The 20,697-nt window shown below is 66.6% G+C and carries 17 protein-coding genes; 7 read left to right on the plus strand and 10 right to left on the minus strand.

Features of this window, described 5'->3' with window-relative positions:
- The first annotated feature begins 10 nt into the window (after window positions 1-10).
- Both CXX84_RS07985 and trmB read left to right on the plus strand, forming a co-directional pair.
- Window positions 11-406, plus strand: coding sequence for a hypothetical protein (locus CXX84_RS07985; protein ID WP_146031853.1), 396 nt, complete (start codon window positions 11-13; stop codon window positions 404-406).
- 94 nt (window positions 407-500) lie between these two features.
- Complete coding sequence (gene trmB / locus CXX84_RS07990) at window positions 501-1,424, plus strand: tRNA (guanosine(46)-N7)-methyltransferase TrmB (RefSeq protein WP_102976161.1); 924 nt, start codon at window positions 501-503, stop codon at window positions 1,422-1,424.
- A 61-nt stretch (window positions 1,425-1,485) separates the two neighbouring features.
- Here trmB and CXX84_RS07995 read toward each other — a convergent pair whose 3' ends face one another.
- Window positions 1,486-1,935 carry a hypothetical protein gene (locus CXX84_RS07995; RefSeq protein WP_102976162.1) on the minus strand — a complete coding sequence of 150 codons (450 nt, stop codon included), beginning with the start codon at window positions 1,933-1,935 and terminating at the stop codon, window positions 1,486-1,488.
- 3 nt (window positions 1,936-1,938) lie between these two features.
- Complete coding sequence (locus tag CXX84_RS08000) at window positions 1,939-3,522, minus strand: hypothetical protein (RefSeq protein WP_102976262.1); 1,584 nt, start codon at window positions 3,520-3,522, stop codon at window positions 1,939-1,941.
- Between the two features lie 252 nt (window positions 3,523-3,774).
- On the opposite strand from CXX84_RS08000, the gene CXX84_RS08005 reads away from it, so the two are divergent.
- Entirely contained in the window at window positions 3,775-4,623 is an 849-nt protein-coding gene (locus tag CXX84_RS08005; protein WP_102976163.1) for a DUF1206 domain-containing protein, read from the plus strand.
- Between the two features lie 5 nt (window positions 4,624-4,628).
- On the opposite strand, the gene CXX84_RS08010 is transcribed toward CXX84_RS08005, so the two are convergent.
- Both CXX84_RS08010 and CXX84_RS08015 read right to left on the minus strand, forming a co-directional pair.
- Window positions 4,629-5,291, minus strand: coding sequence for a zf-HC2 domain-containing protein (locus CXX84_RS08010; RefSeq protein ID WP_102976164.1), 663 nt, complete (start codon window positions 5,289-5,291; stop codon window positions 4,629-4,631).
- The gene (locus CXX84_RS08015; RefSeq protein ID WP_102976263.1) at window positions 5,288-5,788 is read right to left on the minus strand and encodes a sigma-70 family RNA polymerase sigma factor; all 501 of its coding nucleotides are present in this window, start codon (window positions 5,786-5,788) and stop codon (window positions 5,288-5,290) included. The genes CXX84_RS08010 and CXX84_RS08015 overlap by 4 nt, the downstream gene beginning before the upstream one ends.
- A gap of 172 nt (window positions 5,789-5,960) precedes the next feature.
- Here CXX84_RS08015 and CXX84_RS08020 point away from each other — a divergent pair, with 172 nt between their 5' ends.
- Entirely contained in the window at window positions 5,961-6,524 is a 564-nt protein-coding gene (locus tag CXX84_RS08020) for a hypothetical protein (RefSeq protein ID WP_102976165.1), read from the plus strand.
- A 315-nt stretch (window positions 6,525-6,839) separates the two neighbouring features.
- Window positions 6,840-7,460, plus strand: coding sequence for a DUF5655 domain-containing protein (locus CXX84_RS08025; RefSeq protein ID WP_102976166.1), 621 nt, complete (start codon window positions 6,840-6,842; stop codon window positions 7,458-7,460).
- Between the two features lie 12 nt (window positions 7,461-7,472).
- Here the strand turns inward: CXX84_RS08025 and CXX84_RS08030 are convergent, their stop codons facing one another.
- Genes CXX84_RS08030 through CXX84_RS08040 form a run of 3 tightly spaced genes read right to left on the minus strand, consistent with a single transcriptional unit; the run spans window position 7,473 to window position 12,691 of the window.
- Window positions 7,473-8,411 carry an aldo/keto reductase gene (locus CXX84_RS08030; protein ID WP_223253026.1) on the minus strand — a complete coding sequence of 313 codons (939 nt, stop codon included), beginning with the start codon at window positions 8,409-8,411 and terminating at the stop codon, window positions 7,473-7,475.
- Window positions 8,412-8,446: 35 nt separating this feature from the next.
- On the minus strand, window positions 8,447-10,621 hold the full coding sequence (gene yicI, locus CXX84_RS08035) for an alpha-xylosidase (RefSeq protein WP_102976168.1): 2,175 nt from the start codon (window positions 10,619-10,621) through the stop codon (window positions 8,447-8,449).
- 6 nt (window positions 10,622-10,627) lie between these two features.
- Window positions 10,628-12,691, minus strand: a complete 2,064-nt coding sequence (locus CXX84_RS08040) for a beta-galactosidase (RefSeq protein WP_102976169.1) — start codon at window positions 12,689-12,691, stop codon at window positions 10,628-10,630.
- A gap of 25 nt (window positions 12,692-12,716) precedes the next feature.
- On the opposite strand from CXX84_RS08040, the gene CXX84_RS08045 reads away from it, so the two are divergent.
- Window positions 12,717-13,742, plus strand: a complete 1,026-nt coding sequence (locus CXX84_RS08045) for a LacI family DNA-binding transcriptional regulator (RefSeq protein ID WP_102976264.1) — start codon at window positions 12,717-12,719, stop codon at window positions 13,740-13,742.
- A 29-nt stretch (window positions 13,743-13,771) separates the two neighbouring features.
- Here CXX84_RS08045 and CXX84_RS08050 read toward each other — a convergent pair whose 3' ends face one another.
- Genes CXX84_RS08050 through CXX84_RS08060 form a run of 3 tightly spaced genes read right to left on the minus strand, consistent with a single transcriptional unit; the run spans window position 13,772 to window position 17,505 of the window.
- Window positions 13,772-14,725 (minus strand): carbohydrate ABC transporter permease, encoded by a 954-nt coding sequence (locus CXX84_RS08050; RefSeq protein WP_102976170.1) that lies wholly within the window; start codon window positions 14,723-14,725, stop codon window positions 13,772-13,774.
- Window positions 14,722-15,792 (minus strand): ABC transporter permease, encoded by a 1,071-nt coding sequence (locus CXX84_RS08055; protein ID WP_411266200.1) that lies wholly within the window; start codon window positions 15,790-15,792, stop codon window positions 14,722-14,724. Before CXX84_RS08055 ends, CXX84_RS08050 begins: the two co-directional genes overlap by 4 nt.
- Window positions 15,793-15,804: 12 nt before the next feature.
- Window positions 15,805-17,505, minus strand: coding sequence for an extracellular solute-binding protein (locus CXX84_RS08060; protein ID WP_102976172.1), 1,701 nt, complete (start codon window positions 17,503-17,505; stop codon window positions 15,805-15,807).
- A gap of 192 nt (window positions 17,506-17,697) precedes the next feature.
- On the opposite strand from CXX84_RS08060, the gene CXX84_RS08065 reads away from it, so the two are divergent.
- A complete protein-coding gene (locus CXX84_RS08065; protein WP_223253027.1) occupies window positions 17,698-20,676 on the plus strand; it encodes a glycoside hydrolase family 3 C-terminal domain-containing protein in 2,979 nt (992 codons plus the stop codon).
- The last annotated feature ends 21 nt before the right edge of the window (window positions 20,677-20,697 follow it).

Here is a 20,697-nt window from a genome sequence, read left to right on the forward strand (position 1 = left end):
GCTTTGACGCATGGGCAACATCCAGCCACCCGGGCCAAACATTCCAATATCCGATTCAGCGCCTCCAGCCGGGATCACTCGTTCTGCCACCTCCAGCCTGATGCTGGCCGTGATTGCCCCGGCCAGCATCTATCTCACCTTTCCTGTCGCGCTGATCGGAATTATGGGGGCCGCTGATGCGGGCGAGCACACTTTGTTCTCCTGGCTGGCCCCGTTAATCTTCTGGAGCCTTCCCGTGCCGCTGGGAGTCATCTCCATCTCCCTGGCTCTGTCCACCATCAGGAGGTTTGGGCCCGAGTCCGAAAATGGGCGCATCGCGGTGAAGTCATTGTGGATATCCAGCATTGTTTGCATCGTAGGATTCTTCGCCACACTGCGCTTCATGCACGGAATGCGGTACTTCTGAAGCGCCCACCCCGGGCCGGAAGCGCTTCCATACGTCCGCGGCTGTCTGCCGCTGCTTTCTTCATCCATCTCCGTCCGCCGGTATTCTGGAAGGGATGAGCGAATCCCCGGAAAACCCCCAGCAGCCGCATGTCCCGAGGCCCGTCACGCCCGGGACGCAGGCCTCCTTCGGCACATATGGCGGACGGCCGGTGAGCTTTGTCCGCCGCGGCACGCGCCTGCAGGGCCGGCGGCAGGCGGCATGGGAGGAGCACGCGGAACGGTGGGCTGTTGACGTCCCGCGGCACGTTGCCAACACCTCCGTGCACCCGGATTACACCTTCGACGCCGAAGCAGAGTTCGGCCGCAAGGCTCCCCTGATCGTGGAGATCGGCTCCGGCCTGGGTGATGCGGTGTGCCACGCCGCAGAGCAGAACCCCGACGCTGATTTCCTGGCGGTTGAGGTCTACACCCCGGGCCTTGCCAACACCATTATCAAGATCAACAGCCGCGGACTGCGCAATGTCCGGGTGGTGGAGGCCAATGCACCAGAGGTTCTGGCCACCATGCTCCCGCCGGGTTCCGTCACCGAACTGTGGGTCTTCTTTCCAGATCCGTGGCACAAGTCGCGGCACCATAAACGCCGGCTCATCCAGCCCGAGTTCGCGGACCTTGCAGCGCGTGCCCTGAAGCCCGGCGGGCTGTGGCGGGTAGCCACCGACTGGTCCAACTACGCGGTCCACGTCCGCGACGTCCTGGCCGGCTCCGAGGATTTCGAGAACCTCCACACCGGCGAGCGGCGCGGCCTGGAAAGCCCCTTGACACAGGTGTGGCAGTCCGGCGTCGAGTCCGTGGTGGGCGGCGCCCCGGTGAGGGAGGGCCGGGCGCCTGTCAGCACAGCGCACACCGGGCCCAATGAAGGTATCGACGAAACGGGAGGCTGGGCGCCCCGGTTCGAAGGAAGAATCCGGACCAGCTTTGAAGCGAAAGCCCACGAAGCCGGGCGGCTGATCTTCGATCTCTGCTACCGCCGGCGTTAAGCAGCGCCAGGGGCGGGCCGCCGAGCCCCGGCCGAACGCAGGAAGCAGGCTGCAGTCAGGATCAGGTGAGGCTGATGCCGGCCACAATCTCCTTCAGCATGCCGAGCCTCGGTTCCACTGAAGGATCGGCGTACGGCCAGATGACCACCACGCCGATAAAGCGTCCGCTTTCCCATACGCCTACCGGGGCGGCAATCCTGGCCAGGCCCGTTTCGTCGTCGTTGTAACCCACCACTACGGCGTACGCGGCTTTGCCCGGAAGGTTCAGTTCGCCCTCGGTCAGGAGCGTGCCGCTCCGCTCGTTGAGGTAGAACTCCGACATCAGATGCGCCCACCCGTTTGCCTGAGGTGCGCCGTGCACGGAGACATCGTCCGTGATAACTGTCACCAGGACGTCCCCCAGCAGTCCGTACTGTTCAGTGTTGGGACCGGCTGTGGATTCCGCCAGAACCTGGGTGTGCTCGGGAAATTCTGCTGTAAACCCTAGCGGGGATTCGATGTGCACTGACATGGGTCACAGCCTCTCGAGCTTGGTGTCGTTGGGCACCTTATAGTACGTGGACACGTTGGTGGTGGCCTGGCTCTCCGTACTGACCTCCACCTCGCCGGCCCTCACGTCAAGTCCTGCCTCATGGGAGGCGGTGATCACGCTGTTGACCTGGACGGTGGCGGAGCCGGCCTCGTACAGCTTTGCCGCGTCACGGGCTGCACCGTGTTCGTTACCGAGGGCGATGTTCCGCAGGTAGCTGTCGATGACGGCCCTGTTTTCCGGGGAGTAGTCGACGTCGATCCTGACGGTGCCCTGGGTGCCCGCGCTGACCGAAGATTCGATCTTCGCCGCTTTGACGTCCGTACCAGCGGTGACGCCTTGGGCGACTGTTCCATCCATGGACACTGACACGGAGTCGATGTTGCTGTCCTTGTCCATGGTGACCTGCAGACCGCCCTTGCCCGAGGCTTCAAACACGCGTCCGTCCAGGTTGAGCTTCCCCTGCGCAGACACCTCGCCGCTCGCCGTCGCGGTTCCGTCCGTCAGGTTCCGTTCGTACGCCAGGTCCAGCTTCGCGGAGCCGGCGGCTGCGCCTGCCTCTCCCTCGGCTTCCAGTGAAAGAGTGCCCTTCGCTTTGTCCACCTGGCCCGTGGAGCCGTTGTCATCCGCGGCTTCATTGATGGTGTCCAGAATGTACCCGGGCGGGTTACCGGCGACGTCCTTGATGTCGCCCACACTGTCCGGCGGCAGGTCCCGGTACATCTGTTCCCGGGCGGCCATGGCCTCCTCCACACTCCCGAACGTGTATTGGCGCGAGACTTCGCCGTTGAGCGTGACACCCGCAGCGCCGGTAGTGTCGTTGACGCCCAGCCCCATGTTGCCGTAGACCTTCATGGTGGCAGAGCCGTCAGCGTTTTCCACCACTTCCGTGCCCACTTCGGCGCCGCCGTGGACCCATGCGACCCGGGCTTCAATGGAAGCCGTGCCGGTCTCTGAGTAGACGGGGATGTCCGCCTTGGCGAGTTCCTGCAGGTGGCGCCGCGCCTGCTCCTGCACGGCCGCAGGGATCCCGCCATCCATACGCATGAGGTCCATGGCGAACGGTCCGTCGGCGTCGGCACCCTCCAGCAGGTACTTCCGGTCCGCTGCGGAAAGGCCGGCCCACCAGGCAGCCTGTTCTTCGGCCCCAGCCGCCAGCATGCGGTCCAGGTCCGCCTGCAGCTCCCGGCGGTGTTCTGCGTTCGCGGCGGCGGCAGCGGCCTGTTCCTTCAGCCAGTCCCGGGCCTGCTCGGCCAGCGACGTGATCGGGGCCCAGGGACTGTTGCCGCTGTTTCCGGCCGAGGACGACGAGGAGGATTTCTCCTGTTCCTCCGCATGCTGCAACAGGAGCTTCGAGTTTTCCCGCAGGCTGGACACCACCTTTTCCAGGCTGGGGCGGTGGGTTCCGCTCCACTCCTGCCGGAAGCGTTCCCCGTCGCTGCCCTTCCACGGTGCCGAACGGATCTCGCTGTGCAGCGAACCCGCCCGCGTACTCAGCAAGGAGGCTGCCTGGTCCGCGGCCTTGGCCAGGGCCCGCAACTGACTGACGTCAGCGCCGTAAAAAGTCATGCTGTTCCCCCGGGAGATTTTCGCGGTGCGTGTCCAATGCTGGTCCATATCCTTGCACAGCAGCTGTTACCGGGCGATGGGGATTCCTCCCCATCGCCTGCGTGGTCTGAGTCCCGCATCCGCGGCTGCTCGAGCCGCGGACCCCGGGCCGCGGCACCCGGCCCTGTGGCTGGCGGCACCCGGCCACTGTCCCGGACGGCCCCGGCGTGGCACGATTGCCCTTGTGTGCAGCGGCGCACTCCGGGACAGCACTTGCACAGAGGAACGGCCATCAAAAGAGAACTTAAGCAGGCCGTTGACACGGCGGAGAACGTCACCAACTCGCGGACGCTGGAACTGCTGGCCAGGGCGGGCTTCGCGGCAAGCGGGATCCTGCATCTGCTCGTGGGTGCGATAGCCATCCGGTTGGCTTTCACCGGAACGGGCAATGCGGACTTCAGCGGAGCGGTGGCAGAGCTTGCGGGCCAGCCGGCCGGACCGTTCCTCCTGTGGGCGAGTTTCGCGGCTTGTGCTGCGCTCGCGTTGTGGCAGCTCAGCGACACCATCTTCGACTACAACCGCCTGCCCATGAAGGAAAAGGCCGGGAAGAAAGCCAAAGCAGGCGCACAGGCGCTCGTCTTCACCGGGCTCGCGTTGACGCTGATGTCCTTTGCCACGGGGACGGGCTCGGGCGGGGACAACCAAGAGACCGCCAGCGACCTGACCGTCTCCCTCATCAAGGCGCCCGGCGGCGTAGCCCTGCTGGTCCTGGCAGGATTCGCCATCGCCGTGACAGGGGTGGTGTACGGCATCCGCGGGGTCAAGAAAAAGTTTGAGAAGCATCTGGTCATGCCGGCGTCCTCCTCAGCCCGGACGGCCGTGACGGTCCTCGGCGTGACAGGGTACGTGGCCAAAGGAACGGTACTGCTCCTGACGGGCCTGCTGATTGCCATCGCCACCCTGCAGGCCCATCCCGAGGACTCGACCGGGCTCGACGGCGGGCTGCGCGCGCTGCGTGACCAGCCTTTCGGCATCTATCTCCTGGCCGCGGTAGGCGCCGGGCTCATTTGTTATGGCGTCTTCATGATGGTGCGGGCGAAGCTCGGAAAAATGAACCGCTAGAACCATCAGGGCACGGTGACTACCGCCACCGCCTGCTGGGTGCCGTCGCGCAGCTCCACGCTCGAGATGCTCGCCAGCTGGATGGGCGTTGCCCCGGTGACTTTGACCCGGCCGCTGGGGGTGGCGGTCCACGCGCACGCACGGTCTACCCCGCCGGCCCGGTCCCTGACCCACAATGACAACGTCCCGTCCTGCGGCAGGCTGCTTCCATTCACGGCCAGCTCGGTTCCCCACGTTTTCCTGGCAAGGTCGATGCTGAACTGGAGCCCGCCGGCTGACTGCACCGAGTAGCTGGCGTCGGGCTGGGGAGACCGGGCCAGCAGCGGCCCTGCGGCCAGGCCCGCGGCGAGGCAAGCGGCGGCCGCGGCCCCCGCGAGCGCCGTCCACCGCCGTCGTAATGCCCGACGGCGGCCGGCCAGTTCGCGCAGCAGCGGCGCGGGAACGGACCGGGGCAGCGGATCGGACACCACCCCATGAACCACCGTGAGGGCGACAGCGTCCGGCACCGGAAGAGCGTCCAGCATCAACGGCATCTTCGCCAGGCCGGCAAGCTCATCCCGGCACGGTCCGCACTCCTGGAGATGGGCCTCGAAGGATGCCAGGTCCGCCGCGTCCAGTCCGCCCAGGAGGTACGCGCCCAGCAAGCGGTGCTGTTCAGCGCTGTTCACTGCTCCACCCCCATCTCGTCCAGGATTGTCCGCAGGGCCCGCACGGCGTAATAAGCCCGCGACTTGACCGTTCCGCTGGGAATGTTGAGCTGGACAGCCGCCTCGTTTACCGTGAACCGGCGGTAGTGCAGTGCCACCAGGACCTCGCGGTGTTCCTTGCTCAGCCGCAGCAGGGCCTCCTCCACCAGCACCCGGTTGAGCATCTCGTCCACCCTCTCCGGAACAGCGGCCTGCTCCGTAAGGCCGCCGTCCAGGGCTTCCGCCGGCCGGCGCCGTGCCCTTCGGTAGTTGTCGATCATGATGTTCCGCGCCGTCCGGTACAGGTAGCTGCGGAGACTGCCGGTAATCTCGGGTGTCTGTTGCCAGACGCGCAGGACGGTTTCCTGGACGACGTCCTCCGCAAGCTGCGGATCGCGGGTTGCGCTGAGCACGAAACGGCGCAGGGCGGCACCGTGGTCGCGGTAGATGGACGCCACCACGTCCTCATCGAGCGGCATGCCGTCCCTCCCGCCGGGGCTCTGTCCCGCGTTGCTGCTGACGACCATAAGACGCCGTCCGGGGGAAAATAGTTCACCTGCAGGCGGCCTGGTGTGAACCATTCTTCACCCGCATACGTCGTAGGGGTTAGCGTCCGGTGATCCGACGCCGGGCCCAGCCAAGGAGCAACCCATGAAACACCATTTGGGCGCAGGCCTCGCAGTCCTGGCCCTGGCCGCAGCGCTGACTGCCTGCGGCGGCAGCACCGGAACGGCACCGGCAACAGACAGCCCCGAAGTCACCACAGGCGCGCCGCCCACATCCGCAACCGCCCCCGCCGCCTCCGTTTCCCCGCCCTCCGCAACGTCCTCCTCAACGATGGGTGCCGCCGTCGACCTTAAGACAGCGTCCTCAGACGCCGGCACCATTGTGGTGGATGGCGAAGGCATGAGCGTTTATTTCTTCACCAAAGACGTAAAGGACTCGGGCACCAGCGCCTGCATGGACGCCTGCCTTGCCGCGTGGCCCCCGGTCACCACCACGGCTGACGAGCCGCGGGTTGAAGGGGTCACGGGAACCGTGGGCACCATCACGACGCCGGACGGTGCGCAGCAGGTCACCCTGAACGGCCTTCCGCTGTACTACTTCGCCAAGGACACCAAGGCCGGCGACACCCTCGGCCAAGGGGTCAACGATGCCTGGTACCTCGCGGATCCGTCCGGAGAAATGATCAGGACGGGCGCAGCCGGCTCCTGAGCGCCAGGCTTTCCCGGCCGGGCGCAGGAAGGGCTACGGGAGCGGAACGGCCGGAAGCGTTTCTGGCAGTGGAACCGGCGGCGCAGCCGGCACTTCCGGTGCTTTGCCGCCAGGACTCCGGCGGCGACGTTGCTGGTGGCGGGAACGGTGAACAACGACATGTAGTACTCCAAGAAACCTGGACAACATATCGGGGATTGGGCCTGCGCGGCAGGCCCGTCACCTCCTACATCGCAGGGGTGGGCTGAAAGGTTACGGGTGCCCGGAGATCTTTTTTAGCGGACCCGGCCCGGCTGGCCGCATTACGATCGATGCATGCCCAGCGACCAGCCCCAGCAGCCCGAAGAGCAAAGCCCTCACCCGACGAAGAAGGCCGGTACCTGGCAAAGCATGGTGGACAGCAATAAGGCCCTGCTGCTGCGGAAGACCGGCAAGGACACCGCCCACTGGGCAGCGCAGGCCCGCGCCGCGGGCATCACCAGTGACAGCGGGCTCCGCGCCTGGATGCGTGACGGCTTCGGGGTGACGGGGTACGCGCAGTACGCCGTGTCCTGGGAGATGTTCGGCTACCCGGAATTCATGCTGCGGGACGCGGATGAGCTGATCGACGGCCAGTACGCCAACCACCCGGGGCTGCGGCCCATCGCGGACGCCCTCCTGGGCTGGGCATCTTCAGCCGAAGGCGTGGAGATCCAGATGCGGAAGGGCTATGTGTCGCTCCACAGCCCGCGGCGCAAGTTCGCCCAGGTCACGCGGACCACCAACACGGCGGTGGACGTGATCCTCCGGCTCGATGCCCCTGCGGAAGGCCGGATTGAAACAGTAAGGACGCGCGCGGACGACCCCTTCACCCGGAGGGTCCGCCTGACGTCCATGGAGCAGGTGGACGACGAACTGCTGGACATCCTGGTGGCCGCGCTGGAGCAGAACAGCTAGGCAATACCGGCGTCAGTTAACCAGGCCCGCATTCCCGCCCGCAGCCAGGGGCAGCACACGTTCCCAGAATTCTTCCGGGATGCTCCACCGGGCAAGGCGGGCAGTCCCGGGTACACGGTCCGGTTCCGCCATGCCAACGATGGTTGATGTGATGCGGGGGTCGCGCGTGGAGAACTGCAGGGCGGCGGCGGCAAGCGGCACCGCGTATTCGCTGCAGAGGTCCTGCATCTTCCGCACCCGGCCCAGCACCTCGGCGCTGGCCGGCCGGTAACAGTAGTTGGTGGTCACGTCCGGGCCCTTCACCAGCATGCCGCCGCCAAAAGGCGCGGCGTTCATGAAGGCAACGCCCCGCCGTCGCGCATCCTCGATGAGTGGTTCCGCGCTCTGGTCCACCAGCGTGTACCGGTTGTGGCTGATCACGACGTCGAAGACTTCCGTGGCCAGGTACTTCAGTTCCAGCCCGATGGGTCCGCCGGCCACACCCAGGTGCCCGATCATCCCCTGGTCCCGCAGGTCAACAAGAGCTTCCAGCGGCCCGCCGGCCCCGACTCCCTCCTCGAAGCTGATTTTTTCCGGATCGTGAAGGTGGACCAGCGGCAGCGTGTCCAGCCCCAGCCGTTCCAGGCTTTCCTCGACGCTGCGCCGGACACGGTCACCGGAATAGTCGGCCGTCCCCACAACGGGATCCACTTTCGTGGACAGAACGAAGCCCTCCGGCAGCCCGCCCGCCTCCCGGAGCGCCTGCCCGATCCACCGTTCGCTCCCGCCGTCGTGCCCGTATTCGTTGGAGGTGTCCAGAAAGTTGAAGGGACCGGCCAGGGCGGCGCGGACGGCGGCCACTGCAGCCTCCGTCCGCTCCGCCGCGCTGCCGTGACGGGGGTGGTTTCCCAGCGAGCTGGTGCCGACGCACACGTCCGTCACCGGGAAGCCGGTGCGGCCCAGGGTCTTCATTGCTGTGGCACTCCTTGCCTCGGTAGTGCGTTCCATCAAACCACGACGGCGGACACGTCGCCGCCGCTGACGGTCACTTCGAAGGCCGTGCTGGAACCGTCCGGCGAGGGCACTTCAATGCGGCGCGTTCCGTCCGGCGCGGCGAAGGCCTGGAACTGCATCTCCTGCGCCCAGTTGTAGTCCGGCCGGTCCGACACAGTGCCGATGGGCAGCACAGCGCCTTCACGGACCCAGGTGGCAGCCTGCATCACCGAATACTCCTTGCGGTGCCAGCGCGGGCCGGCCAGCTGCTCCCCCGTCTGGAGGTGCGTCCAGGTGCCCTCCGGCAGGTAGAAGGACACTGTTCCGGACGGGTCCATGACGGGCGCCACCAGCAGGTCCGGCCCCAGCATGTACTGCCGGTCAAGGTGTGCACAGCCCGGGTCCTCCGGGAACTCCATAAAAAGCGGGCGCATCAGGGGAATGCCTTCCGAGTAGGCCTGCTCAGCTGCGATCTGCAGGTAGGGCATCAGCCGCATCTTCTGCTCGGTGAAGTGCCGGAGCACATCCACGGATTCCTCGTCCACCAGCCAGGGCACACGGTAGGAGTTGGAGCCGTGCAGCCTCGAGTGCGAGGACAGCAGGCCGAAAGCGATCCACCGCTTGAAGATCTCCGGTTCGGGGGTGCCCTCGAAGCCGCCGATGTCGTGGCTCCAGAAGGAGAAGCCTGACGAGGCCAGGGACAGTCCGCCGCGCAGTGATTCGGCCATCGCAGCGAACGTGGATTCGCAGTCACCGCCCCAGTGCACGGGCATTGTCTGGCCGCCGGCCGTGGCGGAGCGGGCGAAGACCACGGCTTCGCCTTCGCCCAGTTCCTTGGACAACAGGTCGAAAACCGTCCTGTTGTACAGCTGCGCGTAGTAGTTGTGCATCCTGTCGGGGTCAGAACCGTCGTGCCACACCACATCGGTGGGGATGCGTTCGCCGAAATCGGTCTTGAAGGAGTCCACGCCCTGGCCCAGCAGGCCGCGGAGCTTGTCCTGGTACCAGAGCACGGCGTCGGGGTTGGTGAAGTCCACCAGTCCCATGCCCGCCTGCCACATGTCCCACTGCCACACGGAACCGTCCGCCCGTTTGACCAGGAAGCCGCGCTCCACGCCTTCCCGGAACAGGTGCGAACGCTGCGCAATGTACGGGTTGATCCAGACGCACACCTTCAGCCCGCGGTCGTGCAGCCGGGCCAGCATGCCCTCGGGGTCCGGGAACGTTGCCGGGTCCCAGACGAAGTCGCTCCAGTGGAAGGACCTCATCCAGTGGCAGTCGAAGTGGAAGACGGACAGGGGCAGGTTCCGCTCCTCCATGCCGTCAATGAAGGAGTTGACAGTCTTTTCATCGTAGTCCGTGGTGAAGGAGGTGGAGAGCCACAGCCCGTAGGACCAGGCCGGGATCCGGGACGGCCGGCCGGTCAGCTCGGTGTACCGCCGGATGATGTCCTTGGGTGTGGGCCCGTGGATGATGAAGTACTGGAGCTTCTGGCCTTCCACGCTGAACTGGGTCCGGGACACCACCTCGGAACCCACCTCGAAGGACACCTTCTCCGGGTGGTTCACGAACACCCCGTATCCGTCATTGGTGATGAAGAACGGCACGTTCTTGTAGGCGAGGTCGCTGGAGGTGCCGCCGTCCTCGTTCCAGATGTCCACGGACTGGCCGTTCTTCACGAACGCGCCGAAGCGTTCGCCCAGGCCGTACACGTTGGTTCCCACGCCCAGGCTGAGCTGTTCGTGCACAAAGGTCCGCCCGCCGTCGTCCGTGATAACGCCGACGCTGCGTGGAGTGGACGTGGTCAGCAGCCGCCCGTTCCCGAGGAAGTCCACCCCCCAGTCACCGCCCGTGCTGATCCGTGCCGTGAGTCCGCCCGAGGTGATGCTGGCCGTGCCCTCGTCGCGGCTGAACTGCGGTGCCGGTCCTGCCCGGTTCACGTCAAAGTGCGGTCCGTTGTCCAGCCCGCCCTGGAAGTGCTCGATGGTCACGCCGATGACGTCCGGCAGGGGCGCGTCGAAGGTCACCGTCAGCTGGGGAAGGTTGAGGGCGTCCCCGCGGGAGTTGATGCGCTTGGTGGGCGCGTAAACGGTGAGGCTTCGCTCGTCCGTCACCACGTCCGACACGTCGCGCGGGTGCAGCGCCGAAAAGCCTTTGCGGTACAGCCAGTAGCCGTCGGTGAATTTCATGGGGTGTCAGTTTCCGTTCTCAAGAGGGGCAGAGCTGTCTTTGAGGACCAGGGCGCCGTACGGTTCCAGGGTCAGGTGGGGCCCGTGGGCCTCTCCGGTGAGCACGTCCACGGACTGCTCGGTGAGCGCCACGGTGCGTGGTTCCGGGCTGTGGTTCAGCAGGAAGTGGTAGCCGGCGCGGGTGGCGAGTTCGACGTCGTCGGGCAGCGTTCCTGCCACCGGTGAGGTGATGCGGGCTGCCGCCAGGGCGGTCCCGATGATGCTGTCCAGCGCGGGGCCGGGCAGATCGCAGCCTGCGTACCAGGCGGTGCCGCGGCCGTGGCTGTTGCGCACGACTGCCGGTTGTCCGGCCAGGGCTCCGGCGGCAAACGTGGCCACGGCAGAAGCGCCGGCACCGTGGAGGCGCAGGTCCTCGGACCAGACGGAGGCTTCGAGGCCGGCCGGGAACCCGGGGGAAGCGCCGCCCGGACCCCGCTCTGCACCATCGAGGCCCACCGCGCCGGCCAGCGGGCGCCATTCCTCTCCGCTGACGCCCAGCAGGTCAGCCAGGACCGACGGGAAACGCCCCTGGCGGAGGTGGCCGTTACTGTCCGCCACCCCGGTGAAGGGTCCGACGACGGCCGTCCCGCCGCGGTGCACCCATCCGGTCAGCGCCCCGGCGTGGTCTTCCTTCAGGAGGAAGAGGCTGGGGACGAGGACCATGTCGAAACGGTCCAGCGCAGCGGAGGGGTGCACCACTTCGACGGAAAGTCCGCGCCGCAGCAGCGGCCGGTAGTAGGCCTGCAGCTGGTCCAGGACGCCGAGCCGGTCCGTGGGGCAGTCCGGGGACTCCGCCGCCCACCAGCTGTTCCAGTCGAACAGGATGGCAATCCGGGACGGTGCGGGGGTACCGGCGAGGAGCCGCAGGTCCTGCAGCCGGGAGCCGAGGTCCGCGACTTCCCGGAACACACGCGTGTCCTCCCCCGCCAGCGGCACCACGGCCGAGTGGAACCGTTCAGCCCCAAAGGCGGACTGGCGGAACTGGAAGAAGCAGATGCCGTCCGAGCCCCTGGCCAGGGCGGACAGCGAGTCCACCCGCAGCGCCCCGGGTTCCTTGGCACTGTTGTGGGGCCGCCAGTTCACGGCGGAGGCAGCGGATTCCATCAGGAGCCACGGTTGGCCCCCGGCGAGTCCCCGGCACAGGTCGTGGGTGAGGGCGCCAAGTTCCCAGGTCTGCGGCTGGGCCGGATCCATGTACCAGTTGTTGCCTACCAGGTCCGTCTCCCCCGCGAAGCTGAAGTAGTCAGCGCCGCGGAAGAACCCCATGAGGTTGGTGGTGACCGGGACATCCGGGGAGTGCCGGCGGATGATGTCGCGTTCCGCGGTGAAGAGCTTGAGCAGTGACTCGGAGGTGAAGCGCTTGAAGTCCAGGACCTGGGTGGGGTTGTGCAGGTACGGCGCCGTCCGCGGCGGCAGGATCTCCTCCCAGGTGCTGTAGCCCTGGCTCCAGAAGGTGGTCCCCCAGGCTGAGTTCAGGTTCTCGAGGGAGCCGTAGCGGCGCAGCAGCCAGGTGCGGAACGCGCCGGCCGTTTCGTCGTCGTAGCTGATCTGTCCCAGCTCGTTGCCCACGTGCCACATCACCACGGCCGGGTGTTTGCCGTAGCGCTCCGCCAGCGCTGCGGTAACCTGCCGGGCGGCATTGCGGTACACGGCCGACGACGGCGAGAACTGGTTGCGCGATCCGTACCACAGCGTTGTCCCGGCTGCGTCCGTGGGCAGGGTGCTGGGATAGCGGTGCCCCAGCCAGGGGGGCGGCGATGCGGTGGGCGTGGCCAGGCAGACCTTGATGTTGCCTTCCTCCAGCAGGGCAAGGATCCTGTCCAGCCAGCCGAAGTCCCAGGTGCCCTCGGTGGGCTGCAGCCGCGCCCAGCTGAACACGCCAAGGGTCACCAGGTTAATGCCCGCCTGCTGCATGAGGCGGATGTCCTCGGCCCAGCTTTCCTCCGGCCATTGCTCAGGGTTGTAGTCGGCGCCGAAGAGCAACCCGGCCTGCTCTGTCACGGCGTTCAGGCCGTGGCTTCGAGAATGCATGGAATTCCTTGGTTAAATGATGGATATGAGTAATCGAAAGGCTTCAACTGCGGCCACCATTAGTGACGTGGCCAAAGAGGCCGGGGTTTCCACAAGTACCGTGTCCTACGTGATGAGCGGGAACCGCCCCATATCGAAAGAAACCCGGGAAATCGTCGAAGCAGCGATGCGTCGGCTCAAGTACAGCCCCCGGTCCAGTGCCCGCGCCCTGGCCTCCAGCCGGTCCAATGTGCTGGGACTGGTGGTGCCTTTGCGGGCGGACGTCAACGTGGGCGTGGTGATGCAGTTCGTCACCGCAGTGGTCACCACGGCCCGGACGTTCAACCAGGACGTCCTCCTCCTGACCCAGGATGACGCCGGAAGCATCGAGCGGGTGACGTCTCAGTCCATGGTGGACGGGCTGGTGATGATGGACATCGAGGCCCGGGATCCCCGGATCCCCGTGCTGGCCAAGCTGGACAAGCCCGCGGTGCTTATTGGCATGCCTGACGATCCCCGCGGCCTCAGCTGCGTTGACTTCGACTTCGCCGGCGCTTCCCGTACCGCTGTGCGGCACCTGGCGGAATCGGGCCACCGCGGCATCGCCTTCATCGGCTCCCCGCCCGCCTCCCTGCGACGGCACGCCACCTATGCGGACCGTGCCCTGAGGGGCTTCGAGGAGGCATGCCGGGAAGGTGGAATCACCCATGTCGCGGTTGCCTGCGAGGCGAATTCCAAGGACCTGGCCCGGGCGCTGGACAAGGTCTTTTCCGGACCCGATGCCGTCACTGCCCTCCTGGTGCACAACGAGGGACTCCTGCCTATCCTGCGCGAGAACCTTGCTGCGCATGGCCTGTCCGTCCCGGAGGACATCTCGGTGGTGGTCATCGCTCCGGCCGATGTGGCCACAGCCGCCGTCCGGCCGTGGACGGCGGTGTCCATCCCGGCGATGGACATCGGCCGCGCCGCCGTGGAGATGGTGATGGACCGGCTGAGCCTTGCCAAGCCTGCCGAGCTGCGGCTCATCGCCCCGACCCTCAGCGTGGGGACCACCACCGCGGCGGTCCGCTAAGGCCTCCGGGCTGACCGGAACCAGGCAGCTCATCCCTTGACCGCGCCGATCATCACGCCCTTGGTGAAGTGCTTCTGCACAAAGGGGTACACGATCAGGATGGGGATCATGGCGAGTACGATGACGGCCATCTGAAGCGCCGGACCGGCCGCCGCGCCGGTTCCAACATCCACCTGGCCGGGAACCGAGACGCCCTGGAGCACGTAGGACCGGAGCACCACCTGCAGCGGGTTCATGGAGCTGTCGTTGATGTAGAGGATGGCGTTGAAGAACGCGTTCCAGTAGCCCACCCCGTAGAACAGCGCGATGACGGCCGTGACGGCCTTGGACATCGGCAGCACAATCTGGGTCAGGGTGCGCCATTCGCTGGCCCCATCGATCCTGGCGCTGTCCAGGATCCCCCGGTCGATGCCCATAAAGAAGCCGCGGAGGATGATGATGTTGAACACCGAGATGCAGCTGGGCAGGATGAGGGCCCAGTAGGTGTTGATCAGGCCCAGCCCGGACACCAGCAGGTACGCCGGGATGATGCCGGCACTGAAGAACATGGTGATCAGCAGGGTGAACAGGATGGGCGTGTGGGCGAAGGAGCCCGGCCGGGAGAGTCCGTAGGCGCAGAGGATGGACACCACCATGCTGATGGCGGTACCGGTGGCGGTGACACCCACGCTGACCAGCACCGCTTTAGTGACCACGCCCCCGCTGAGGATCTGCTGGTACGCGGCGAAGGAGATCTCGCCCGGGACCAGGACCAGCCCGCCGGCCTGCGTGATGGTCGCCTGCGAGGAGATGCTGGTCAGCACGATGGTGTACAGCGGCCCCAGGACGGCAAGGACGACGACGGCGAGCACCACGATCTTGCCCGCCTTCGCCACGGCTCCGGGTTCTTCGTCCCAGATGGGGCGTTCCGGTTTGATGCGCGGCTGCCGGGGCGGCCTGGCGGGGCCGGTGGCGACGGGCGCCTTGTTGGTTAGTGTGCTCATTTGGAGTAGACACCGCTCTCACCGAAGATGTGGGCAACTTTGTTGGCAGTCAGGATCAGGGCCAGGCTCACCAGGCCCTTGATGAGGCCGGCGGCGGCAGCGTAGCTCCAGTCGCCGTTCTGCACGCCGGTGTAGTACACGAAGGTGTCCAGGACTTCCGAGGCCTCGGCCCCGACGGCGTCCCGCTGCAGGATCATCTGCTCGAAGCCGACCGTCAGGGAGTCCCCCAGCCGCAGGATCAGCAGCAGCACAATGACGCTGCGGAGGCCGGGAAGCGTGACGTGCCACATCCGCTTCCACCGGTTTGCCCCGTCCACGGCCGCTGCTTCGTACTGCGCGGGATCGATGGCGCTGAGGGCTGCCAGGAACACGATGATGCCCCAGCCTGCGTCCTTCCAGACGGCCTGGGAGGTGAGCAGGAACAGGAAGGTGTCCGGGTTGGTCATGACGTCTACGGCCTGCCAGCCGTTGGCGCGCAGTGACTGGTTCAGCAGCCCGGCGCCGCCGAAGATCTGCTGGAAGACCGAGACCACCAGGACCCAGGAGAAGAAGTGCGGCAGGTACACCACGGCCTGGATGGCGGCCCGAAGCCGTGGATTGACCAGGGAGTTGAGCAGCATGGCCAGGGCGATGGGAATGGGGAAGAAGAACACCAGCTGGAATGCCGTGATCACCAGGGTGTTCTTCACGGCGAGCCAGAAGTCGGGGTCAGCCAGCACCCGGGTGAAGTTCTCCATCCCCACCCAGGGGCTGTCCGGGATCCCGATGTACGGGGAGTAATCCTGGAAGGCCACCACGTTGCCCAGCATGGGAAGGTACGCGAAGACGGCCAGCAGGATGACGGCCGGGAGCGCCATGAACACCAGGGACCGGTCCCGGTTGAACCGCACCTTGAGGTTGGCCTTGGGCCTCAGCGTGGGGGCGGTTGTGCCGGCCGCCGGGCCCTTGCCAGCCGCACCGCCGGCACCCGCGCCGCGGTCCGTCGTCGTACGTCCTGCCAGCGTCCCGCTGTGCGGCGTGGCAACTTCCTGCCGCGGCGCCGCAGTGCGCTCTGTTCCAGTGCTCATCCGTGCCATCCCCTAGGCCAGGAAACCGGCGTAGAAGTCGCGAAGTTCGTCGCCGCCCTTGCTCTTCCAGCTGGCGAGTTCGGCGTCGAGGTCCTTCATGCTCTTGCGTCCCCGGATGATGTCCTTGGCGAGGTCGTCAAACGGCTTGGACAGCGAACCGAATTTGGCCGGCTCCTGGATCTGCATGCCGAAGAAGGCATCTTCAACGACGTTCGGGGCCTGGCGCGCCTCCCACTCGGACTGGGACTGGACGAGACCCGGGTATTGGACCATGGAGTTCACGATCGGGGCGTTCACCAGGAACGCGTAGGTGCTGGTGACCTCCTCGGTGCCCTTGGCAGTGGCCTTCGGGATGCCCTGGGCATCGCGGGTGAAGTGCACGCCTTCCACGCCGTTGTTGATCAGCACGTTCTCCTCGGTGCCGAACGGGGCGGCCATGAAGTTGGCCAGCGCCAGCATCTCCTCCACCTTCTTGGGGTCGGCCTTCTTGATGAAGCTGAAGATCGCTGCCGGCTGTGCACGGAACAGCGTGGGCTTGCCGCCATCGGGGGCGAAGTAGTCCATGGGCTGCATGTTGAACTTCGGGTTGGACGGAAGGACCCGTGCCAGCGCCTCGTGCCAGGAGCCCATGCCGTCAGAGGCCATCAGGGAGGCTCCGGATTCGAAGCGCTGCTTGGACTGCTGGGAGTTGCCGGCCACGGCGTCGGGGTGGACCGAGCCGTCGGCGAACAGTTTGGCGGTCCACTCCAGGGCCGCCCGGTACTCCTCGGTTTCAACCTTGTTCTGCAGCTTGCCGTCCACTTCCTTCCACTTGGGGACAACGCCGTGCATGATCTGCGCGCCGGTCCAGACGTCTTCGGACCCCCAGCGGTTCTTGGACGCGTCCGTGAGTTCCTTGGCCAGGGTGCGGTATTCGTCGGCGTTTTTGGGCGGCTTTACACCGAGTTCCTCGAAGAGGTCTGCGCGGTAGAAGATGGCGTCGGAAATCAGGGCACCGGGATAAGGCAGCCCGTAGAGGCCCCCTTCGAAGCAGCCCATCTTCCACGCCGCCGTCGGAATGTTGGCGAGGTTGGGATACTTGTTGACCTTGTCTCCGGCAATGAATTCGGAGAGGTCCTGGAAAACGCCGGCTGCCGCCTGCCCGAACCGGGGCGGCAGGTTCCAGCCGGGAATGACCATCCAGTCCGGAACGTCCTTGGGTGAGGCCAGGACGGTCTGGACCTTGTCCGCGTACGCGTTGCCGTCATTGACCTGGAAGTTGATGGTGGCGCCCAGCTTTTCGTTGACCGCCTTGTAGTAGCTGTTCTCAGGCAGTGCAGGCGGGACAGCCCACCAGGCGGGGGTCATGGCGGTGTAGGTTCCGCCGCTTCCGGGGGGCGTGGGCACGGATTTGACCAGCGAGGAGGGAATGCTAGTGAAGCCCGGCGTGGAGCCCTTCACCGAAGGGATGTCAGGCTTGACCAGCTCCAGCGGCTTGTAGGCGGGCACCAGTTTGGCCACCGTTTCCGCCAGGCTCCCGGAAGTGGCTGCCTGGGGCGCGGGGCCGCTGGAGCACGCCGTCAGTGCAGCCGGGGCGGCCGCGAGGAATACTGCCCCGCTGAGGATGCCGAGGAAGGAGCGGCGGTTGACGCCGGCGGATGATGCCTCGTTGAGCAGGCGGCGGGCGGATTTGTGGGGGCGACCCTGGGACGGGTCTACCGGGGAACCGAGCATGACAGCACTCCTTTGTGTGAGCCAATGGGAGAAGATTCAATGATTCATCGAACCGATTCGACTTGGATCAGGGTATGACACCAGCGCATCATCCGGCAAGGGCAAAACGTGTTGCGTCTCACAATTGCGGATGCAACACTGGGGGTCGCCAGAATTTGTATAAGCGATTCGATAACCGCTGATTGGACTGCCGTGCGCCACCAAGCCGATGCCCTTGCCTTGCCTTCCGTTGACACTGCCGGTGATGCGCGTGATTCTGCCGCCGACGCCAGCGAACCTGCCACCGGCGGACAGCCCGCAGACCTGGCGCGCCGGATCCTCCGCTCCCTGTCACTGGAGCAGAAGGTGGCCATGCTCCACCAGCACGCGCCGGCCGTACCCGAACTGGGGCTGGCACCTTTCCACACGGGGGCGGAGGCTGCGCACGGTGTTGCCTGGCTGGGCCCGGCGACCGTCTTTCCGCAACCTGTGGGCATGGCTGCCACCTGGGACGCCGACCTGATCGAGCGGCTGGGCGAGGCCACGGGCCGCGAGCTTCGGGGGAAGAAGGCAGGGGACTCCTCCGTGGGCCTGAACGCCTGGGCGCCGGTGGTGAACCCGCTCCGGCATCCGCTGTGGGGGCGGAACGAGGAAGGCTTCTCAGAGGACCCGCACCTGACGGCGGAGCTGGCGGGCGCCTACTGCCGGGGGCTGAAGGGCCGGGACCCTCACACCTGGCTGACGGTTCCCACCCTCAAACACTTCCTGGCCTACAACAACGAGCTGGACAGGAACGTCACCTCCAGCAACCTCAGCCCCCGGGTCCTTCATGAATATGAGCTCCCGGCGTACCGCTCTCCTATCGAGGAAGGCGTGGCCGGGGCCGTAATGCTCTCCTACAACCTGGTGAACGGCCGGCCCGCCCACGTCTCCGACCTTGTGCAGTCCGAATTGCGGCAGTGGCGCAACGGCGATTCCTTGACAATCGTGACGGACGCCGGCGCCCCCGGCTCCCTTTTCCGGGCGGAGAAATATTTCGACGACGGCCCGGCAGCCTACGCGGCTGCCCTGCACGCCGGTGTGGACAGCTTCACGGACGACGGCGACAACCCGGCACCGTCCATCGGCTACCTTCAGGAGGCGCTGAAGCAGCAGCTCATCAATGAAGCCGACGTTGACCGGGCGGTCCTGCGGCTGCTGACACTCCGGGCCAGGACAGGCGAGTTCACTCCGGACCGCGACCCCTATGCCTCCATCGGAACCGATGTCATCGGCGCGCCGGCACACGTCGGCCTGGCACGGGAAGCTGCCGCTAAGTCGGTGGTGGTGCTCCGCAACGACCCCGAAGGAGGCCTCCTCCCGCTGGGCAGCAGCCCGGGAAGCATCGCCGTCATTGGCACCCTCGGCTCGCGGGTCTTGAGCGACTGGTACAGCGGAACACTCCAGGACGAGGTGAGCATTGCGGAGGGCCTCACCCGCCGCTACGGAGGGGACGAGGGTGCCGGCGTCACCATTGAGGAAGGTGCGGACGTCGTGTCGCTGCGGAGTGTCCGGACCGGAGGTTACCTGGGCGGTGACGGGACGGCCGTCCTCACCACGCAGGCCACAGTTCCGGGTGAGGCGGAACGGTTTGTCCTCAAGGACTGGGGCAAGGGCGAGCTGACGCTCCAATCGGCACTGACCGGGAAGTTCGTAACGGACAGCGGGGACGGGTACCTTCGCGCCGCCGCTGACCGCGTGGGCGGCTGGGTGGTCCAGGAAACGTTCCGGCTGGACTATTCTTCCGACGGGACGGCAGCGCTGCAGCACATAGGGACCAGGAAGTGGGTCCGGGTGGAAACCGGAACGGCGAGCGCCGCCCTTGTCCCCGACGCCCGCACCGCAGACCGCTTCGTGCTCCGCACACTCACGTCCGGCCACGAGGCAGCCCGGCAGGCAGCGGCTGCTGCCCACACCGCCGTCGTGGTGGTGGGAAACGATCCCCACCTGGGCGGCCGGGAAACGCTGGATCGCAACACGCTGGAACTCCCGCTGGCCGATCAGGAGCTGGTCCGCATCGTGCGCGAGGCCAACCCGCGCACTGTACTGGTCATCGTGTCCTCCTACCCTTACGCCCTGGGAGCGCTAGCGGATACACCGGCCGTAGTGTGGACCTCCCATGGCGGCCAGGAGCTGGGCAATGGTGTCGCCGACATCCTGAGCGGCGACACCGGGCCCACCGGACGCCTGCCGCAGACCTGGTTCCGCAGGGATGAGGACCTGGCCGGCATCCTTGACTACGACATCATCACGTCACGCTCCACCTACCTGTACAGCCGGGCGGAACCGCTGTTTGCCCTGGGTCACGGCCTGACCTACGGCCAGGTCCGGTACGAGTCGGTGGTCCTGCGGGAACTGCCCGGCGAAGGAGCCTTGCGTGCGGATTCGGCAGAACTGACGGTGGAACTGCGCAACACCGGCAGCCGTGCGGCGGCTGAGCTCGTGCAGGTGTACGCGTCTGCTCCCGGCCACCGGTTCGAATTCCCCCGCCGCCTGCTGGTGGGACACCAGCGGGTGGAGGTTCCGGCAGGCGGCACCGCCACGGCGAGGGTTACTGTTTCCCTGGACCGGTTGGCAACGTACAGCGTGGTGGAGGAAAGGCTGCTCGTGGAACCGGGCACCTACCAGCTGCTGGTGGGGGCCTCAGCCGAGGACCTTCCCTTGGCAGTACCGCTCGAGGTGCCGGGAACCCCGGGACCGGGCCGCCGGACAGGCCAGTGGTTCCGCGCCGAAAATTTCGACTCCTGCCACAATCTTGCACTGGTGCCGGAAACCCCGCTGGCCGGCACGGCCATCGCCCCTGCTGATGCCGCCCGCCTGGGCTGGACCCTCTACCGGGGCTGGAACGCAGTCCCCGCGGACGGCGGGCACGCGGTTCTGCTGGACATGGTTGCCGGCCCTGCCAGGGGAGCCGCCGGCAACGTCCGGGTCCAGGTGCCCGGCCCTGCGGACACCTGGAACACCGTGGGCAGCGCCAGGATAACCCCCGGCTTCCGGGGTGAGCTCGAGATCCGGATGGGCTCCGGCACTGCGCCTGCCGGTGCTGGGCCGTCCGGTGCTAGGCCGTCCCGTGCTGCAACTCCCAGCGACGGCGGCGCGTTCCGCCTGGTCCTTGAAGGCGCCGTCGCGGTCAGCCGGGTACAGCTGACGTAGCCAGGCCGGCCGGAGCCAGCC

This window comes from Arthrobacter sp. AFG7.2, from assembly GCF_002892835.1.
Taxonomy (GTDB): domain Bacteria; phylum Actinomycetota; class Actinomycetes; order Actinomycetales; family Micrococcaceae; genus Arthrobacter.

Excerpts from the sequence above, each read along its gene's own strand:
- CXX84_RS08015 (WP_102976263.1), bottom strand. The coding sequence starts at position 5,788 with ATGCCGCTCGATGAGGACGTGGTGGCGTCCATCTACCGCGACCACGGT.
- CXX84_RS07985 (WP_146031853.1), top strand. The coding sequence starts at position 11 with ATGGGCAACATCCAGCCACCCGGGCCAAACATTCCAATATCCGATTCA.
- CXX84_RS08050 (WP_102976170.1), bottom strand. The coding sequence starts at position 14,725 with ATGAGCACACTAACCAACAAGGCGCCCGTCGCCACCGGCCCCGCCAGG.
- CXX84_RS08040 (WP_102976169.1), bottom strand. The coding sequence starts at position 12,691 with ATGCATTCTCGAAGCCACGGCCTGAACGCCGTGACAGAGCAGGCCGGG.
- trmB (WP_102976161.1), top strand. The coding sequence starts at position 501 with ATGAGCGAATCCCCGGAAAACCCCCAGCAGCCGCATGTCCCGAGGCCC.
- CXX84_RS08000 (WP_102976262.1), bottom strand. The coding sequence starts at position 3,522 with ATGACTTTTTACGGCGCTGACGTCAGTCAGTTGCGGGCCCTGGCCAAG.
- yicI (WP_102976168.1), bottom strand. The coding sequence starts at position 10,621 with ATGAAATTCACCGACGGCTACTGGCTGTACCGCAAAGGCTTTTCGGCG.
- CXX84_RS08060 (WP_102976172.1), bottom strand. The coding sequence starts at position 17,505 with ATGCTCGGTTCCCCGGTAGACCCGTCCCAGGGTCGCCCCCACAAATCC.
- CXX84_RS08025 (WP_102976166.1), top strand. The coding sequence starts at position 6,840 with ATGCCCAGCGACCAGCCCCAGCAGCCCGAAGAGCAAAGCCCTCACCCG.
- CXX84_RS08030 (WP_223253026.1), bottom strand. The coding sequence starts at position 8,411 with ATGAAGACCCTGGGCCGCACCGGCTTCCCGGTGACGGACGTGTGCGTC.
- CXX84_RS08020 (WP_102976165.1), top strand. The coding sequence starts at position 5,961 with ATGAAACACCATTTGGGCGCAGGCCTCGCAGTCCTGGCCCTGGCCGCA.
- CXX84_RS08045 (WP_102976264.1), top strand. The coding sequence starts at position 12,717 with ATGAGTAATCGAAAGGCTTCAACTGCGGCCACCATTAGTGACGTGGCC.
- CXX84_RS07995 (WP_102976162.1), bottom strand. The coding sequence starts at position 1,935 with ATGTCAGTGCACATCGAATCCCCGCTAGGGTTTACAGCAGAATTTCCC.
- CXX84_RS08055 (WP_411266200.1), bottom strand. The coding sequence starts at position 15,792 with ATGAGCACTGGAACAGAGCGCACTGCGGCGCCGCGGCAGGAAGTTGCC.